The following is a 15,169-nucleotide window of genomic DNA, read 5'->3' on the forward strand; positions in this document are numbered from 1 at the left end:
CCATGGGTGTGTTGATAAAGCCAATTATTACGGAAAAAATGACTGCTGATAGCGAGTTGCACAATCGTTATGGTTTTTTTGTTGATCCAAAAGCCAACAAGATTCAGATTAAGGAAGCAGTGGAAGCAACTTATGGTGTTGCTGTCGATAAAGTTCGAACAATGAATTATGGTCCTTCGCGCAAGTCGCGTTACACCAAGACAGGTGTACAGCACGGAAAGACAAGTGGTTTTAAAAAAGCCATTGTTGATGTAGCAGAAGGAGATATTATTGATTTTTACAGTAATCTATAAAGACAAAAAATGTCAGTTAGAAAATTAAAACCAATCACTCCCGGGCAGCGTTTTAGAGTAGTAAACGGATTTGACGCCATTACTACTGATAAGCCGGAAAAAAGCTTGCTTGCTCCGTTAAAAAAGTCGGGAGGTAGAAACAGTCAAGGAAAAATGACCATGCGCCAGAAAGGTGGAGGTCATAAGAGAAGGTATCGTGTTATTGATTTCAAAAGGGATAAGCAAGGTGTTGCTGCTACTGTTGAATCAATCCAGTACGATCCCAACAGAACAGCTTTTATAGCTTTATTGGCGTATGCCGATGGTGAAAAAAGGTACATTATTGCTCCAAACGGTTTACAGGTTGGGCAGGAAGTATCTTCTGGAGCCGAGGTTGCTCCTGAAATTGGGAATGCGCTTCCGTTGAGTGAGATACCTTTGGGTACCATCATATCTGGAATTGAATTGCGTCCTGGACAAGGAGCGGTAATGGCGAGAAGTGCCGGTACATTTGCCCAGTTAATGGCGAAGGACGGTAAGTTTGTTACCATTAAATTGCCATCAGGTGAAACTAGATTGGTTTTAGCGGATTGTTTGGCCACTATAGGTGCAGTATCCAACTCCGATCATCAGTTATTGGTGTCCGGGAAGGCTGGTAGAAGTAGATGGTTGGGAAGAAGACCAAGAACAAGACCGGTTGCGATGAACCCTGTTGATCACCCAATGGGTGGTGGAGAAGGTAGGGCTTCTGGAGGTCATCCTAGATCTAGAAACGGAATTCCTGCCAAAGGATTCAGGACCCGTTCCAAGACCAAGAGTACCAACAAGTATATTTTAGAACGTAGAAAGAAATAAAAAGTAGAAAGAAATGGCACGTTCATTAAAGAAAGGACCTTACGTTCACTATAGTTTGGATAAAAAAGTCCAACAAAATGTTGAATCTGGTAAAAAGGCAGTCATTAAGACATGGTCTAGAGCTTCTATGATTACTCCTGATTTTGTAGGTCAGACAATAGCGGTTCACAATGGAAAACAATTTGTACCTGTTTTTATAACAGAGAACATGGTGGGTCACAAATTAGGTGAATTTTCTCCAACACGATCTTTTAGGGGTCATGCCGGAGCAAAAAATAAAGGAAAAAAGTAAGCTATGGGAGTTCGTAAAAAACAAATGGCCGAAAGAATTAAGGCGGAGAAGCAGCAAATAGCGTTTGCAAAGTTGAATAATTGCCCTACTTCCCCTAGAAAAATGCGCTTGGTGGCGGATTTGGTTAGAGGTGTAAAAGTGGAGAAAGCGCTTGCTATTTTGAAATTCAACCAAAAGGAATCATCTCGTAGATTGGAGAAGTTATTGCTTTCCGCAATAGCCAACTGGCAGTCCAAGAATGAGGATGCCAGTGTTGAGGATGCTGAACTTTTTGTTAAGGAAATTAGAGTGGATGGTGGAAGTATGTTGAAAAGACTACGTCCGGCCCCACAGGGAAGAGCACATAGAATTAGAAAACGTTCCAACCACGTTACCTTGGTTTTGGGATCTAACAATAACACACAAAGCTAGAGCATTTAGTATGGGACAGAAAACAAATCCAATCGGAAATCGTCTAGGAATTATCAGAGGATGGGAGTCTAACTGGTACGGTGGAAATGATTATGGGGATAAACTTGCCGAAGACGATAAGATCAGAAAATATGTTCATGCACGTTTGGCAAAAGCAAGTGTGTCTAGAATTATTATAGAGCGTACCCTTAAGTTGATTACGGTTACCATTACCACTGCAAGACCAGGTATAATCATTGGAAAAGGTGGTCAGGAAGTTGATAAACTAAAGGAGGAGCTTAAAAAGATTACGGACAAGGAAGTTCAGATCAATATTTTTGAGATCAAAAGACCTGAATTGGACGCTAATCTTGTTGCTGCCAGTGTAGCGCGTCAAATTGAAAGTAGAATTTCTTTTAGAAGGGCTATAAAGATGGCAATTGCAGCGGCCATGAGAATGAATGCCGAAGGTATTAAAATTCAGATATCTGGACGTTTGAACGGAGCTGAAATGGCAAGATCCGAATCTTATAAGGATGGTAGGATCCCATTGTCCACTTTCAGGGCCGATATAGATTATGCTTTGCATGAAGCTCATACGACCTATGGAAGATTGGGTATAAAAGTATGGATCATGAAAGGTGAGGTTTATGGAAAGAGGGAACTTTCCCCATTGGTAGGTATGGCCAAAAGCCAGTCTCAGGGAAAAGGTGGAAAGCAGGAAGGACCGAAGAAACAACGTCGTAGAAAGTAATTTTTTAAAGAAGTAAAGAAATGTTACAGCCAAAAAGAACTAAGTTCCGCAAAATGCAGAAAGGTCGTATGAAAGGGATCTCTGGAAGGGGGCATCAACTTTCAAACGGTATGTTTGGTATTAAATCAATGGATACCTCTTTTATAACATCGCGCCAAATAGAAGCAGCTCGTATCGCGGCAACTAGGTATATGAAAAGAGAAGGCCAATTATGGATAAAGATATTCCCTGACAAGCCTATCACCAAAAAGCCTTTAGAGGTGCGTATGGGTAAAGGTAAGGGAGCTCCGGAATATTTTGTAGCTGTGGTATTGCCAGGAAGGATTATGTTCGAGGTTGCCGGTGTGTCTATCGATATTGCAAAAGAGGCTTTGCGTCTTGCGGCACAGAAACTACCAGTAAGAACTAAATTTATTATTGCTAGGGACTATTCTGCTTAATATAATTGCAAGGAATCATGAAACAATCAGAAATAAAAGAATTATCAGTTGAGGGGTTAAAGGAAAAGAGTGCTGAATTTAAAAAGCAGTATTCTGATTTAAAATTGGCCCATTCTGTTACACCATTGGAAAACCCTTTACTTATCAGAAAAGTAAGAAGAACTGTAGCAAGATTGGCAACTGAATTAACTAAAAGGGAATTACAATAATTGGTTCTGCTTTATGGAAAAAAGGAATTTAAGAAAAGAGAGAATAGGAGTTGTAACTAGCAACAAAATGGAGAAATCAGTAGTGGTTTCAGAAGTTAAACGTGTTAAACACCCTATGTACGGTAAGTTCGTGTTGAAAACTAAGAAATATGTTGCACACGATGAAAAGAACGATTGCAATATTGGCGATACTGTTAAGATCATGGAGACACGTCCATTGAGTAAGACCAAATGTTGGAGGTTAGTTGAAATCATAGAAAGAGCTAAATAATTATGTTACAGCAAGAATCTAGACTAAAAGTAGCGGATAATACGGGGGCAAAAGAAGTTTTGACCATTCGTGTGTTGGGAGGTACAAAAAGAAGATATGCTTCTGTTGGGGATAAAATTGTGGTTTCCGTAAAGGAAGCTACTCCTAATGGGGCTATTAAAAAAGGTGCTGTCTCCACAGCGGTTGTTGTAAGAACAAAGAAAGAAGTTAGAAGACCTGATGGTTCTTATATTCGTTTCGATGATAATGCCTGTGTACTTTTGAACCCAACCGGGGAAATGAGGGGAACACGTGTTTTTGGACCGGTGGCCAGGGAACTTCGTGATAAGCAGTTCATGAAAATTGTATCATTGGCTCCAGAGGTGCTTTAATAAAAATAGCAAAATGGGAAAATTAAAAATCAAAACAGGGGATACTGTTAGAATTATTGCCGGAGACCACAAGGGGGTTGAGGGCAAGGTTGTAAGTGTAGACCGTGAAAAGAACAAGGCGATCGTTGAAGGTGCCAATATGGTATCCAAACACGAAAAACCAAGTGCTAGCAATCCTCAAGGTGGGATTGTTAAGAAAGAGGCTCCCTTACAGATATCCAATCTGTCATTGATCGATCCAAAATCTGGAGAGACCACTAGAGTTGGATTTGAGGTAAGAGATGGTAAGAAAGTAAGATTTTCTAAGAAATCTAAAGAAGTAATTTAGTTATGGCTTACGTTCCAAGATTAAAACAGGAATATAAAGAAAGAGTTGTTAAGGCTCTTAAAGAGGAGTTTGGTTACAAAAATGTAATGCAGGTTCCTAAATTAGAAAAAATTGTTGTTAGTAGAGGTGTTGGTGCCGCTGTAGCGGATAAGAAACTTATAGACCATGCGGTAGATGAGTTGACCAATATCACTGGCCAAAGAGCAATTTCAACGATGTCTAAAAAGGATGTTGCTGCATTTAAGTTGCGTAAAGGAATGCCAATTGGGGCAAAAGTAACCTTGCGTGGAGAGAGAATGTACGAATTCTTGGATAGATTGGTGACAACTGCATTGCCTAGGGTAAGGGATTTCCAAGGAATTAAGGCCACAGGTTTTGATGGAAGGGGGAATTATAATCTTGGTATTACGGAGCAAATCATATTTCCTGAAATAAACATTGATAAAATTAACAGAATCAATGGTATGGATATTACATTTGTAACCTCTGCGGAGACAGATAAAGAAGCTAAATCATTATTAACCGAATTAGGACTACCTTTTAAAAAGAATTAGTATGGCTAAAGAATCCATGAAGGCCCGTGAGGTCAAAAGAGCTAAGACTGTAGCAAAATATGCCGAGAAGAGAAAGGCCTTAAAAGAGGCTGGTGATTACGAGGGATTACAGAAATTACCTAAAAATGCTTCTCCTGTTCGTATGCACAACCGTTGCAAGCTAACAGGAAGACCAAAGGGTTACATGAGAACTTTTGGTATATCCAGGGTTACTTTTAGGGAAATGGCCAATAACGGTCTTATTCCTGGAGTAAGAAAAGCTAGCTGGTAATAAAAGAGTATAAACTGGTTTCAGGTTTAACATTAGTGTTAAAAACCGTTACCGTAAATCAATAATTATGTTTACAGATCCAATTGCGGATTATTTGACTAGAATTAGAAACGCAAGTAGCGCTGGCCACAGGGTGGTGGAGATTCCTGCCTCTAATTTAAAGAAAGAAATTACTAAAATATTATTCGATCAAGGATATATTTTAAGCTACAAATTTGAGGATGACGCGGTTCAGGGGACTATTAAAATAGCCTTGAAATATGACAAATTCACAAAAGAACCGGTTATAAAGAAAATAAAGCGAGTTAGTACACCAGGACTTAGGAAATATGCCAGCTCCGAGGAGTTGCCAAGAGTGTTGAACGGTCTTGGTATTGCTATTATTTCTACTTCCCATGGTGTAATGACCAGCAAACAGGCAAAGCTTGAGAATGCAGGTGGGGAAGTATTATGTTATGTTTATTAATACTATAAAGATTTAGAAAGATGTCTAGAACAGGTAATAATCCAATAGCAATTCCAGAAGGAGTAACCGTAGAGGTTAAGGAAGATGTTATTACTGTAAAAGGTAAGCTGGGAGAACTTTCCCAAGAATTTTCTGGTGCTGCTGTAAAGGTTGAAGACGGTCAGGTATTTGTTACAAGACCTTCAGATTCCAAGGAGCATAAGGCAAAGCATGGTCTTTACAGATCTTTGATCTTTAATATGGTCCAAGGAGTTTCTAAAGGATGGGTAAAGGAATTGGAGTTGGTAGGAGTAGGATATCGTGCCAGTAACCAAGGACAAACATTGGATCTAGCTTTAGGATTTTCGCACAATATTGTTTTGGATCTGGCTTCAGAGGTAAAAGTTGAGACCGTATCCGAGAAAGGAAAGAATCCTATTATAAAGCTAAGTTCGCATGATAAGCAATTAGTGGGGCAGATCGCCGCTAAGATTAGATCTTTCCGTAAGCCAGAGCCTTACAAAGGAAAAGGAATTAAGTTTGTTGGTGAACAATTAAGAAGAAAAGCTGGTAAATCGGCTTAATAATTAGCATTATGGGATTAACGAAGACTGAAAGAAGACTACGTATCAGAAGGAGGATTAGAAAAATATCCTCAGGTACTGCAGAAAGGCCAAGGCTTGCTGTTTTTAGAAGCAATACTGGAATATACGCTCAAATTATTGATGATGTGGCCGGAACAACCTTAGTGTCCGCTTCCTCAAGGGATAAGGCGTTGGCTAAGGCTAAAGGGACTAAGACAGAAGTGGCTAAGCTAGTAGGTAAGGCTATTGCCGAAAAGGCAAAAGAAGCTGGAATAGAAGCGGTTGCTTTTGATAGGGGTGGTAATTTGTACCACGGAAGAGTTAAATCATTAGCCGATGGCGCTAGGGAAGCAGGATTAAAATTCTAAGAATATTATGTATCAGAAATACAAAAACGTAGAGACTGTTAAGCCGGGAGGTTTAGAATTAAAAGATAGATTGGTTGGGGTACAACGTGTTACCAAAGTTACAAAAGGTGGTAGAGCGTTCGGATTCTCGGCCATAGTTGTGGTAGGTGATGAAAATGGTGTTGTGGGTCACGGTCTAGGTAAGTCCAAGGAAGTTGCTACGGCAATTGCCAAGGCTATAGAAGATGCTAAAAAGAATCTTATTAGAATTCCTTTGAACAAAGGTACCTTACCTCATGAACAAAAAGGGAAATTCGGTGGAGCTAGGGTTTATATCCAGCCTGCATCGCATGGTACCGGAGTAATTGCAGGTGGAGCTGTTAGGGCAGTATTAGAGGCAGTAGGTGTTCATGATGTATTGTCCAAATCACAAGGTTCTTCCAATCCCCATAACGTGGTAAAGGCTACTTTTGATGCGCTTTTACAACTTAGAGGAGCAAAGACAGTTGCAAACCAAAGAGGTATTTCTTTAGAAAAAGTTTTTAAAGGATAAAACCAAGAATAGAATGGGAAAGATTAAAGTAAAACAGGTAAAGAGCAGTATTAAAAGGGCTCAAAATCAAAAGAGAACATTAGAGGCTCTTGGTTTACGAAGAATAGGACAGGTTGTGGAACATGATGCTACCTCAAATATTCTTGGAATGATAAATAAAGTTAAACACTTAGTTTCCACAGAGGAGGCTTAATATAATTTTAGTGTTATGAATTTAAGTAATTTAAAGCCAGCGGATGGTGCTGTCCAAAAAGCCGGCAAAGTCGTAGGTAGAGGTCAAGGTTCCGGAAAGGGAGGTACTGCTACCAGAGGACATAAAGGTGCTAAATCCAGATCTGGTTATTCTAAGAAAATTGGTTTCGAAGGTGGGCAAATGCCTTTGCAGAGACGTGTTCCAAAATTTGGTTTCACTAATATCAATAGAAAGGATTACGCTGGGATCAATTTGGAAAAATTACAGGAATTGGTAGACAAAGGAACTGTGAAGGATACGGTTACTTTGGATATCCTGGTAGAAAATGGATTGGTTGGTAAAAACGATTTGGTTAAGATTCTTGGTAATGGAGAGCTAAAGGCCCCACTTAAAGTTTCTGTACATAAATTTACAGCTACAGCAAAAGCCGCAATTGAGGCTGCAGGTGGTGAGGCTCTAAGTTTATAAGCAAAGAATACTATGAAGAAATTTTTCGAGACATTATCAAATATTTGGAAGATTGAAGAGCTTAAGGGTAGAATAATTGTTACCCTTGGTTTGCTTTTAGTGTATCGTTTTGGTGCGCAGGTCGTTCTTCCAGGTATTGATTCTACTCAGCTGGGTGCTTTGGCCTCCAGTACTGATAGTGGTATCTTAGGAATATTGAATGCCTTTACTGGGGGCGCATTGTCCAACGCCTCTATTTTTGCGTTGGGAATTATGCCCTATATTTCTGCTTCCATTGTGGTGCAGTTGATGGGTATAGCCATTCCTTATCTTCAAAAGTTGCAAAAGGAAGGTGAAAGCGGAAGAAAAACGATCAATCAGATTACCAGATGGCTTACTATCGGGATATGTATTGTTCAGGCTCCTGCTTATTTATACAGTTTGGGAGCTTTGGGTGTTCCGGATAGTGCCTTCGTATTTGGCAAAGGACTTGATTTTGTAATTCCTTCAGTGATAATATTGGTTGCAGGAACTATTTTTGCAATGTGGTTAGGTGAAAAAATCACCGATAAGGGTATCGGAAACGGTATATCCCTATTGATCATGGTTGGTATTATCGCCAATATGCCACAGAATTTTGTGCAGGAATTTATTTCCAGAACGGCCAATAATAACGGGGGATTGATGTTCATGCTTATCGAGGTGATCATCTGGTTCGTGGTTATTTTATTATGTGTGTTGTTGGTGATGGCTACTCGTCAAATTCCGGTTCAATATGCTAGAAGAACTGCTTCCGGGGGATACGAAAAGAATATCATGGGATCTAGGCAGTATATTCCCTTAAAGTTGAATGCTTCTGGAGTAATGCCCATTATATTTGCGCAGGCAATTATGTTTGCACCGGGACTGTTGGGCAAGACCTTTAATAATACGGCAGTAGGGCAGTGGATGGAAGTTCAATTCCAGGATATATTTGGATTGGCATACAATCTTTTGTTCGGGTTCCTTATTATTGTCTTCACCTATTTTTATACGGCTATTACAGTGCCTACGAATAAAATGGCCGATGACCTGAAAAGGAGTGGTGGTTTTATTCCGGGAATTAGACCAGGAAAGGAAACTGGGGATTATTTGGATAAGATAATGTCATTGATTACTTTGCCAGGATCTGTTTTCCTAGCTTTGTTGGCGGTATTGCCGGCAGTGATCGTGAAGCTTATGGATGTACAGGCAGGTTGGGCTTTGTTTTACGGAGGAACGTCCTTGTTGATTATGGTAGGTGTGGCGATCGATACAGTACAACAGGTAAATTCTTATTTGTTGAACAGACATTACGACGGTTTGATGAAATCAGGAAAAAATAGAAAGGTAGCATAGATTATGGCTAAACAATCAGCAATAGAGCAAGATGGAAGCATAATTGAGGCATTGTCAAATGCCATGTTTCGCGTGGAGTTGGAAAACGGTCATGTGGTAACGGCACATATCTCTGGAAAAATGCGTATGCATTATATTAAGTTACTTCCAGGGGATAAGGTTAAGCTCGAAATGAGCCCTTACGATTTAAGTAAAGCAAGAATTACATATAGATATTAAGCAAATAGGATGAAAGTTAGAGCATCAATAAAGAAGAGAAGTGCCGAGTGCAAGATTGTGCGTAGAAAAGGCAGATTGTACGTAATTAATAAAAAGAATCCTAGATTTAAACAAAGACAAGGGTAATTATGGCAAGAATTGCAGGTGTAGACATACCAAAACAGAAAAGAGGGGTAATAGCCCTAACCTATATCTTTGGTATAGGAAAAAGTAGGGCAAAGGAGATTTTATCCACTGCCCAAGTAAGTGAGGATACCAAAGTATCTGATTGGAACGATGATGAGATTGGTCGTATTCGTGAAGCAGTTTCTTCTTTGACTATAGAAGGGGAATTGCGTTCCGAAAACCAATTGAACATTAAGCGTTTAATGGATATAGGTTGTTATAGAGGTATTCGCCATAGATCTGGTCTGCCTTTAAGAGGTCAGCGTACCAAGAACAACTCTAGGACAAGAAAAGGTAAGAGGAAAACAGTTGCTAACAAGAAGAAGGCAACTAAATAATAATTAGGATATTATGGCAAAGGCAAATGCAAAAGCAGCAAAGAAGCGCAAAGTTATAGTAGAGTCCGTGGGCGAAGCCCATGTTACTGCTTCTTTTAATAATATTATTATTTCTTTAACCAATAAGAAGGGTGATGTAATTTCTTGGTCTTCAGCAGGTAAAATGGGTTTTAGGGGTTCAAAAAAGAACACTCCCTATGCAGCTCAAATAGCATCTGAAGATTGTGCCAAAGTTGCTCATGAAGCTGGTTTGAGAAAAGTAAAGGTTTATGTAAAAGGTCCGGGAAATGGTAGGGAATCTGCCATTCGTTCCATACATAACTCAGGAATTGAAGTTACAGAGATTATCGATGTAACTCCAATGCCGCATAATGGTTGTAGACCACCAAAAAGAAGAAGAGTATAATTAATAGTAATCAATTGCCCCATGGGGTATTTCAAGGAGATGTAGTTACGATTATCGAAGGATAAGCCTTAATTCATGATCACGTTTCCAAACTAAAAGAAAATGGCAAGATATACAGGACCTAAAACAAAGATCGCCCGTAAATTCGGTGAAGCGATTTTCGGAGATGATAAATCTTTTGAGAAAAGAAATTATCCTCCAGGACAACACGGTAACAACAGACGTCGTGGTAAAAAGTCTGAATATGCTATCCAATTAATGGAAAAGCAAAAAGCAAAATACACTTACGGTATTTTGGAAAAACAATTCCGAAACATATTTGCCAAAGCAAATAGGAGTAAAGGAGTAACCGGTGAAGTATTGCTTCAATTGTGTGAATCACGTTTAGACAACGTTGTTTACAGAATGGGTATCTCCCCTTCTAGAAGCGGTGCAAGACAATTGGTTTCACATAGACATATTACGGTCAACGGAGAGTTGGTGAACATTCCATCTTATAACTTGAAACCCGGTGATGTGGTTGGTGTTAGGGAAAAATCAAAATCTTTAAAAGCGATTGAAGACGCTCTTTCTGCAAACAGCAGTGTTTACGAGTGGATTACTTGGAATTCAGAGAAAATGGAAGGTAATTTTGTTGCCGTTCCGGAAAGAATGCAAATTCCAGAGAATATCAAAGAACAATTAATAGTCGAGTTATACTCTAAATAAAAACAACACTGATCCAATTATGGCATTATTAAATTTTCAGAAGCCCGATAAAGTTATAATGATTGATTCCTCCGATTTCGAAGGTAAATTCGAATTTCGTCCATTGGAACCAGGTTATGGCTTAACTGTTGGGAACGCATTAAGAAGAGTTTTGCTTTCGTCCTTGGAAGGTTTTGCTATCACTTCTGTTAGAATTGATAAGGTAGAACATGAGTTCTCTGTAATTTCCGGTGTTGTGGAAGATGTTACCGAAATCATTCTAAATCTTAAACAAGTTCGTTTCAAAAGACAGATAGACGATGTTGATAGTGAGACAGTATCTATCTCCGTTAGCGGAAAGGAACAATTGACTGCAGGTGATTTTCAAAAATTTATTTCTGGTTATCAAGTATTGAATCCGGATTTGGTTATTTGTAACATGGATCCCAAGGTTAGCATTAACATGGAGATTACCATAGATAAAGGTAGAGGATATGTGCCTGCCGAGGAGAATAAAAAATCCAATGCACCACTGGGTACCATAGCCGTTGATTCTATCTTTACGCCTATTAAAAATGTAAAGTACAGTATAGAAAACTTCCGTGTAGAGCAAAAGACCGATTATGAGAAATTGGTTTTTGAAATCGCAACCGATGGTTCAATTCATCCAAAGGAGGCTTTGACCGAAGGGGCAAAGGTTCTTATACATCACTTTATGTTGTTCTCCGATGAGCGAATTACCTTAGAGGCGGACGAGATAGCACAGACAGAGACCTATGATGAGGAATCATTACATATGCGTCAGCTATTGAAGACCAAATTGGTTGATATGGATCTTTCTGTAAGAGCATTGAACTGTTTGAAAGCTGCAGAAGTTGATACACTTGGTGATCTTGTTTCTTTTAATAAGAACGATTTGATGAAGTTTAGAAACTTTGGTAAAAAATCCTTGACCGAATTGGAAGAATTGGTGATCAATAAAGGTTTGAGCTTTGGAATGGATTTGTCAAAATATAAATTGGATAAAGATTAATTGAACTTTCACGGGCATTGGGAATACCCAAACCAAGAAAGAATATAGAAAAGAACAATGAGACACGGTAAGAAAGTTAATCATTTAGGAAGAAAGGCGGCCCATAGAAAATCTATGTTGGCAAATATGGCCTGTTCATTAATAGAGCACAAGAGAATTAATACAACTGTTGCAAAGGCAAAAGCCCTAAAGCAGTTTGTGGAACCATTGATTACCAAATCAAAAACTGAGAATAATCAAACAGTTGAGAAAGGGACCCACAATAGACGTATTGTTTTTAAAAGCCTTCGTGACAAGTATGCGGTTACAGAGCTTTTTAGCAGTGTTGCTGAAAAGGTAGCCGACAGACCAGGAGGATATACCAGGATTATCAAATTGGGTAATCGTCTTGGGGATAACGCAGACATGGCTATGATAGAGCTAGTGGATTTTAACGAAATCTATAATGCTGGTAAGCCTAAGAAGCAAAAGACTACAAGAAGGGGTAGAAGCAAAAAATCAGAGGATGCTACGGCTGTTGTTGAAGAAACGGCAAAAGCAGAAAGTGCAAAGGCTGAAGAACCAAAAGTAGAAGAGCCAAAAGCTCAGGAGCCAAAAGCTGAAAAAAAAGCGGATGATGCTAAAGAGTAAAATTGTTATTAAATATTAATAATTGTAAAAGGATAAGCCTAAAAGCTTATCCTTTTTTTATGTTATTTTGCAAAACGAAAAATTGTAACGCCAAAAAATGAAGTATCAAACAAGAAAAAAAGCAATATTGTTGCTTGCCGATGGGACTATTTTTCACGGTAAGGCTGTAGGGGACAAAGAAGGAACTGCCTTTGGAGAGGCTTGTTTTAACACTGGTATGACCGGCTATCAGGAGATATTTACGGATCCGTCCTATTTTGGGCAAATCATGGTAACCACCAATGCCCATATTGGAAATTATGGCGCCAATAACGAGGAAGTTGAATCTGATTCCGTGAAAATATCCGGCTTGGTGTGTAAAAATTTCAGTTACCATTATTCCAGACCCGATGCGGATTTAAGTCTACAGGAATTTTTGGATAAAAATAATTTGTTGGCCATTTCCGATGTGGATACCAGGGCTTTGGTGGGGTATATTCGGGATAACGGTGCCATGAATGCGGTAATATCTACGGATGTGGACAATATTGAGGGGTTGAAGAAGAAATTGGCAGAAGTGCCAAGCATGGAAGGTTTGGAACTTTCTTCTAAAGTTTCTACCAAAGAGGCTTATTATTATGGGGATAAGGATGCAAAATATAAAGTATCTGCCCTAGATATCGGGATTAAGAAAAATATTCTTCGAAACTTGGCGAAAAGGGATGCGTACATCAAGGTTTTTCCCTACAATGCAACATTTCAGGAAATGAGCTCTTGGAATCCTGACGGCTACTTCATTTCCAATGGTCCCGGAGATCCGGATCCCCTGCAAGAGGCGATAGCGTCGGCCAAAGAAATGATCAAATCCAACAAACCTTTATTTGGTATATGTCTGGGGCATCAAGTGTTGGCATTGGCCAATGGGGTTTCTACATATAAAATGCATAACGGACATAGGGGTATAAACCACCCTGTAATGAATTTGGTAACTGGAAAAGGGGAGATTACTTCACAAAATCACGGTTTTGCCATCAACAGGGAAGAGACCGAGGCCAATCCCAATTTGGAAATAACCCATGTTCATCTTAATGATAATACCGTAGCCGGGATTAAAATGAAAGATAAGAACGTATTTTCCGTTCAATACCACCCTGAGGCAAGTCCAGGGCCACATGATGCAGACTATTTGTTCGATCAATTTTTCGAAATGATCCAATCTGCGGTAAACTAAAACGTTATAGTTTTATTTTATTGTTATCAAAGGGTCATTAATGCCAGTATTAGTGGGGTTAAAAGCGCTCCCTTTGCTATATTTGCATAATAATTTAACTAAAAAATAAAAGAAAGACATATGAGTATCATCCTAAGTGTTCATGCACGACAAATTTTGGATTCAAGAGGCAATCCAACAGTAGAAGTAGATGTAATTACCGAAAATGGAGTAATGGGAAGGGCAGCTGTTCCTTCAGGAGCTTCTACAGGTGAGCATGAAGCGGTTGAGCTTCGTGATGGAGGAAAAACTTTCATGGGTAAAGGAGTAGGAAAGGCGGTTAACAATGTAAATACCGTTATAGCCGAGGAGATTCTGGGTATGTCCGTTTTTGAACAAAATTTGGTTGACCAAACCATGATAGACTTGGATGGTACGCCCAACAAATCGAAATTGGGGGCCAATGCCATTTTGGGAGTTTCCCTTGCAGTTGCCAAGGCCGCTGCCAATGAATTGGGATTGTCCCTATTTAGGTATGTGGGCGGTGTTAGCGCCAATACTTTACCGGTGCCAATGATGAATATAATTAATGGGGGGTCACATTCCGATGCTCCCATAGCTTTTCAAGAATTTATGGTGATGCCGGTTAAGGCCAATAATTTTTCGCATGCCATGCAAATGGGTACTGAAATATTCCATAATCTAAAAAAAGTTTTACACGATAGGGGATTAAGTACAGCTGTTGGGGATGAAGGTGGTTTTGCTCCCAATCTTGCCGGCGGTACCGAGGATGCATTGGATACAATTGCAAAAGCGGTAGAAAAGGCAGGATACAAATTAGGGGACGATGTTATGATCGCCTTGGATTGTGCTGCTGCAGAATTCTATGTGGATGGAAAATACGATTATACCAAGTTTGAAGGTGATAAGGGAGTCGTTAGAACTTCTGAGGAACAAGCTCAATATTTGGCAGACTTGAGTGGTAAATATCCAATTATTTCCATTGAGGATGGTATGGATGAGAACGATTGGAAAGGTTGGAAGGCTTTGACCGATAAAATTGGGGATAAAGTACAGTTGGTGGGCGATGATTTATTTGTGACCAACGTAGAGCGTTTGTCCAGAGGGATAAAGGAAGGTATTGCCAACTCCATTCTTATCAAAGTTAACCAGATTGGAACTTTAACCGAAACCATAGCAGCGGTGAATATGGCTAAAAATGCGGGTTACACTTCTGTTATGTCGCACCGTTCAGGTGAAACGGAGGATAACACCATTGCCGATTTGGCCGTTGCCTTAAATACTGGGCAGATTAAAACTGGTTCAGCTTCCAGATCCGATAGGATGGCTAAATACAACCAATTGTTAAGGATAGAGGAAGAATTGGGGAGTACGGCATATTATCCAGGAGTGGATGCCTTCAAAATAAAATAACACAAAATTTAGTACGTTAAAAAAAGCCATTCTATATAGAGTGGCTTTTTTTTTAAATATCATGGTGGTTTGTTTACTTATCAGAAATAAATAATTATATTATCCTACTCAAATT

The 15,169-nt window shown here is 39.4% G+C and carries 28 protein-coding genes; all 28 read left to right on the forward strand.

Features of this window, described 5'->3' with window-relative positions; all coding sequences use genetic code 11:
• Window positions 1-2 precede the first annotated feature (2 nt).
• The 28 genes from rplW (at window position 3) to eno (ending at window position 15,054) form a co-directional block, all read left to right on the forward strand.
• Entirely contained in the window at window positions 3-293 is a 291-nt protein-coding gene (gene rplW / locus QSE00_RS17765) for a 50S ribosomal protein L23 (protein ID WP_110357445.1), read from the forward strand.
• A gap of 9 nt (window positions 294-302) precedes the next feature.
• Window positions 303-1,127, forward strand: coding sequence for a 50S ribosomal protein L2 (gene rplB / locus QSE00_RS17770; RefSeq protein ID WP_110357444.1), 825 nt, complete (start codon window positions 303-305; stop codon window positions 1,125-1,127).
• 13 nt (window positions 1,128-1,140) lie between these two features.
• The gene (gene rpsS / locus QSE00_RS17775) at window positions 1,141-1,419 is read left to right on the forward strand and encodes a 30S ribosomal protein S19 (RefSeq protein WP_110357443.1); all 279 of its coding nucleotides are present in this window, start codon (window positions 1,141-1,143) and stop codon (window positions 1,417-1,419) included.
• Between the two features lie 3 nt (window positions 1,420-1,422).
• Window positions 1,423-1,830, forward strand: a complete 408-nt coding sequence (gene rplV, locus QSE00_RS17780) for a 50S ribosomal protein L22 (protein ID WP_031445111.1) — start codon at window positions 1,423-1,425, stop codon at window positions 1,828-1,830.
• A 10-nt stretch (window positions 1,831-1,840) separates the two neighbouring features.
• Complete coding sequence (rpsC, locus tag QSE00_RS17785; RefSeq protein WP_072865350.1) at window positions 1,841-2,563, forward strand: 30S ribosomal protein S3; 723 nt, start codon at window positions 1,841-1,843, stop codon at window positions 2,561-2,563.
• 20 nt (window positions 2,564-2,583) lie between these two features.
• The gene (gene rplP / locus QSE00_RS17790) at window positions 2,584-3,003 is read left to right on the forward strand and encodes a 50S ribosomal protein L16 (RefSeq protein ID WP_110357442.1); all 420 of its coding nucleotides are present in this window, start codon (window positions 2,584-2,586) and stop codon (window positions 3,001-3,003) included.
• A 17-nt stretch (window positions 3,004-3,020) separates the two neighbouring features.
• A complete protein-coding gene (gene rpmC / locus QSE00_RS17795; protein ID WP_031445108.1) occupies window positions 3,021-3,212 on the forward strand; it encodes a 50S ribosomal protein L29 in 192 nt (63 codons plus the stop codon).
• A gap of 13 nt (window positions 3,213-3,225) precedes the next feature.
• Window positions 3,226-3,483, forward strand: coding sequence for a 30S ribosomal protein S17 (rpsQ, locus tag QSE00_RS17800; protein ID WP_031445107.1), 258 nt, complete (start codon window positions 3,226-3,228; stop codon window positions 3,481-3,483).
• Window positions 3,484-3,485: 2 nt separating this feature from the next.
• Complete coding sequence (gene rplN / locus QSE00_RS17805; protein ID WP_103440708.1) at window positions 3,486-3,854, forward strand: 50S ribosomal protein L14; 369 nt, start codon at window positions 3,486-3,488, stop codon at window positions 3,852-3,854.
• A gap of 13 nt (window positions 3,855-3,867) precedes the next feature.
• Complete coding sequence (gene rplX, locus QSE00_RS17810) at window positions 3,868-4,182, forward strand: 50S ribosomal protein L24 (RefSeq protein WP_110357441.1); 315 nt, start codon at window positions 3,868-3,870, stop codon at window positions 4,180-4,182.
• A gap of 2 nt (window positions 4,183-4,184) precedes the next feature.
• A complete protein-coding gene (gene rplE / locus QSE00_RS17815) occupies window positions 4,185-4,736 on the forward strand; it encodes a 50S ribosomal protein L5 (protein WP_110357440.1) in 552 nt (183 codons plus the stop codon).
• A 1-nt stretch (window position 4,737) separates the two neighbouring features.
• Window positions 4,738-5,007, forward strand: a complete 270-nt coding sequence (rpsN, locus tag QSE00_RS17820; protein WP_110357439.1) for a 30S ribosomal protein S14 — start codon at window positions 4,738-4,740, stop codon at window positions 5,005-5,007.
• A gap of 67 nt (window positions 5,008-5,074) precedes the next feature.
• A complete protein-coding gene (rpsH, locus tag QSE00_RS17825; protein WP_110357438.1) occupies window positions 5,075-5,473 on the forward strand; it encodes a 30S ribosomal protein S8 in 399 nt (132 codons plus the stop codon).
• A 20-nt stretch (window positions 5,474-5,493) separates the two neighbouring features.
• Window positions 5,494-6,036: a 50S ribosomal protein L6 gene (gene rplF, locus QSE00_RS17830; RefSeq protein WP_072865345.1), complete on the forward strand. Its 543-nt coding sequence runs from the start codon at window positions 5,494-5,496 to the stop codon at window positions 6,034-6,036.
• An 11-nt stretch (window positions 6,037-6,047) separates the two neighbouring features.
• Entirely contained in the window at window positions 6,048-6,404 is a 357-nt protein-coding gene (gene rplR / locus QSE00_RS17835; protein WP_110357437.1) for a 50S ribosomal protein L18, read from the forward strand.
• Between the two features lie 7 nt (window positions 6,405-6,411).
• Window positions 6,412-6,936, forward strand: coding sequence for a 30S ribosomal protein S5 (gene rpsE / locus QSE00_RS17840; RefSeq protein ID WP_031445099.1), 525 nt, complete (start codon window positions 6,412-6,414; stop codon window positions 6,934-6,936).
• A gap of 13 nt (window positions 6,937-6,949) precedes the next feature.
• On the forward strand, window positions 6,950-7,129 hold the full coding sequence (gene rpmD, locus QSE00_RS17845) for a 50S ribosomal protein L30 (RefSeq protein ID WP_072865343.1): 180 nt from the start codon (window positions 6,950-6,952) through the stop codon (window positions 7,127-7,129).
• 15 nt (window positions 7,130-7,144) lie between these two features.
• The gene (rplO, locus tag QSE00_RS17850) at window positions 7,145-7,597 is read left to right on the forward strand and encodes a 50S ribosomal protein L15 (RefSeq protein WP_110357436.1); all 453 of its coding nucleotides are present in this window, start codon (window positions 7,145-7,147) and stop codon (window positions 7,595-7,597) included.
• 12 nt (window positions 7,598-7,609) lie between these two features.
• A complete protein-coding gene (secY, locus tag QSE00_RS17855) occupies window positions 7,610-8,953 on the forward strand; it encodes a preprotein translocase subunit SecY (RefSeq protein ID WP_110357435.1) in 1,344 nt (447 codons plus the stop codon).
• Window positions 8,954-8,956: 3 nt separating this feature from the next.
• On the forward strand, window positions 8,957-9,172 hold the full coding sequence (infA, locus tag QSE00_RS17860) for a translation initiation factor IF-1 (RefSeq protein WP_013549436.1): 216 nt from the start codon (window positions 8,957-8,959) through the stop codon (window positions 9,170-9,172).
• 9 nt (window positions 9,173-9,181) lie between these two features.
• Window positions 9,182-9,298, forward strand: coding sequence for a type B 50S ribosomal protein L36 (gene ykgO / locus QSE00_RS17865; RefSeq protein WP_013621733.1), 117 nt, complete (start codon window positions 9,182-9,184; stop codon window positions 9,296-9,298).
• 2 nt (window positions 9,299-9,300) lie between these two features.
• Entirely contained in the window at window positions 9,301-9,675 is a 375-nt protein-coding gene (gene rpsM, locus QSE00_RS17870) for a 30S ribosomal protein S13 (RefSeq protein ID WP_031445095.1), read from the forward strand.
• A 13-nt stretch (window positions 9,676-9,688) separates the two neighbouring features.
• A complete protein-coding gene (gene rpsK / locus QSE00_RS17875) occupies window positions 9,689-10,081 on the forward strand; it encodes a 30S ribosomal protein S11 (protein WP_031445094.1) in 393 nt (130 codons plus the stop codon).
• A 102-nt stretch (window positions 10,082-10,183) separates the two neighbouring features.
• Complete coding sequence (gene rpsD, locus QSE00_RS17880) at window positions 10,184-10,789, forward strand: 30S ribosomal protein S4 (protein WP_110357434.1); 606 nt, start codon at window positions 10,184-10,186, stop codon at window positions 10,787-10,789.
• Window positions 10,790-10,808: 19 nt separating this feature from the next.
• Entirely contained in the window at window positions 10,809-11,801 is a 993-nt protein-coding gene (locus QSE00_RS17885; RefSeq protein WP_031445092.1) for a DNA-directed RNA polymerase subunit alpha, read from the forward strand.
• Between the two features lie 57 nt (window positions 11,802-11,858).
• Window positions 11,859-12,431, forward strand: coding sequence for a 50S ribosomal protein L17 (rplQ, locus tag QSE00_RS17890; protein WP_110357433.1), 573 nt, complete (start codon window positions 11,859-11,861; stop codon window positions 12,429-12,431).
• Between the two features lie 97 nt (window positions 12,432-12,528).
• On the forward strand, window positions 12,529-13,641 hold the full coding sequence (gene carA, locus QSE00_RS17895) for a glutamine-hydrolyzing carbamoyl-phosphate synthase small subunit (RefSeq protein ID WP_286106949.1): 1,113 nt from the start codon (window positions 12,529-12,531) through the stop codon (window positions 13,639-13,641).
• Window positions 13,642-13,761: 120 nt separating this feature from the next.
• Window positions 13,762-15,054, forward strand: a complete 1,293-nt coding sequence (eno, locus tag QSE00_RS17900) for a phosphopyruvate hydratase (RefSeq protein WP_110357431.1) — start codon at window positions 13,762-13,764, stop codon at window positions 15,052-15,054.
• Window positions 15,055-15,169 lie beyond the last annotated feature (115 nt).

It is taken from the genome of Arenibacter flavimaris, assembly GCF_030291335.1.
Lineage (GTDB): Bacteria > Bacteroidota > Bacteroidia > Flavobacteriales > Flavobacteriaceae > Arenibacter.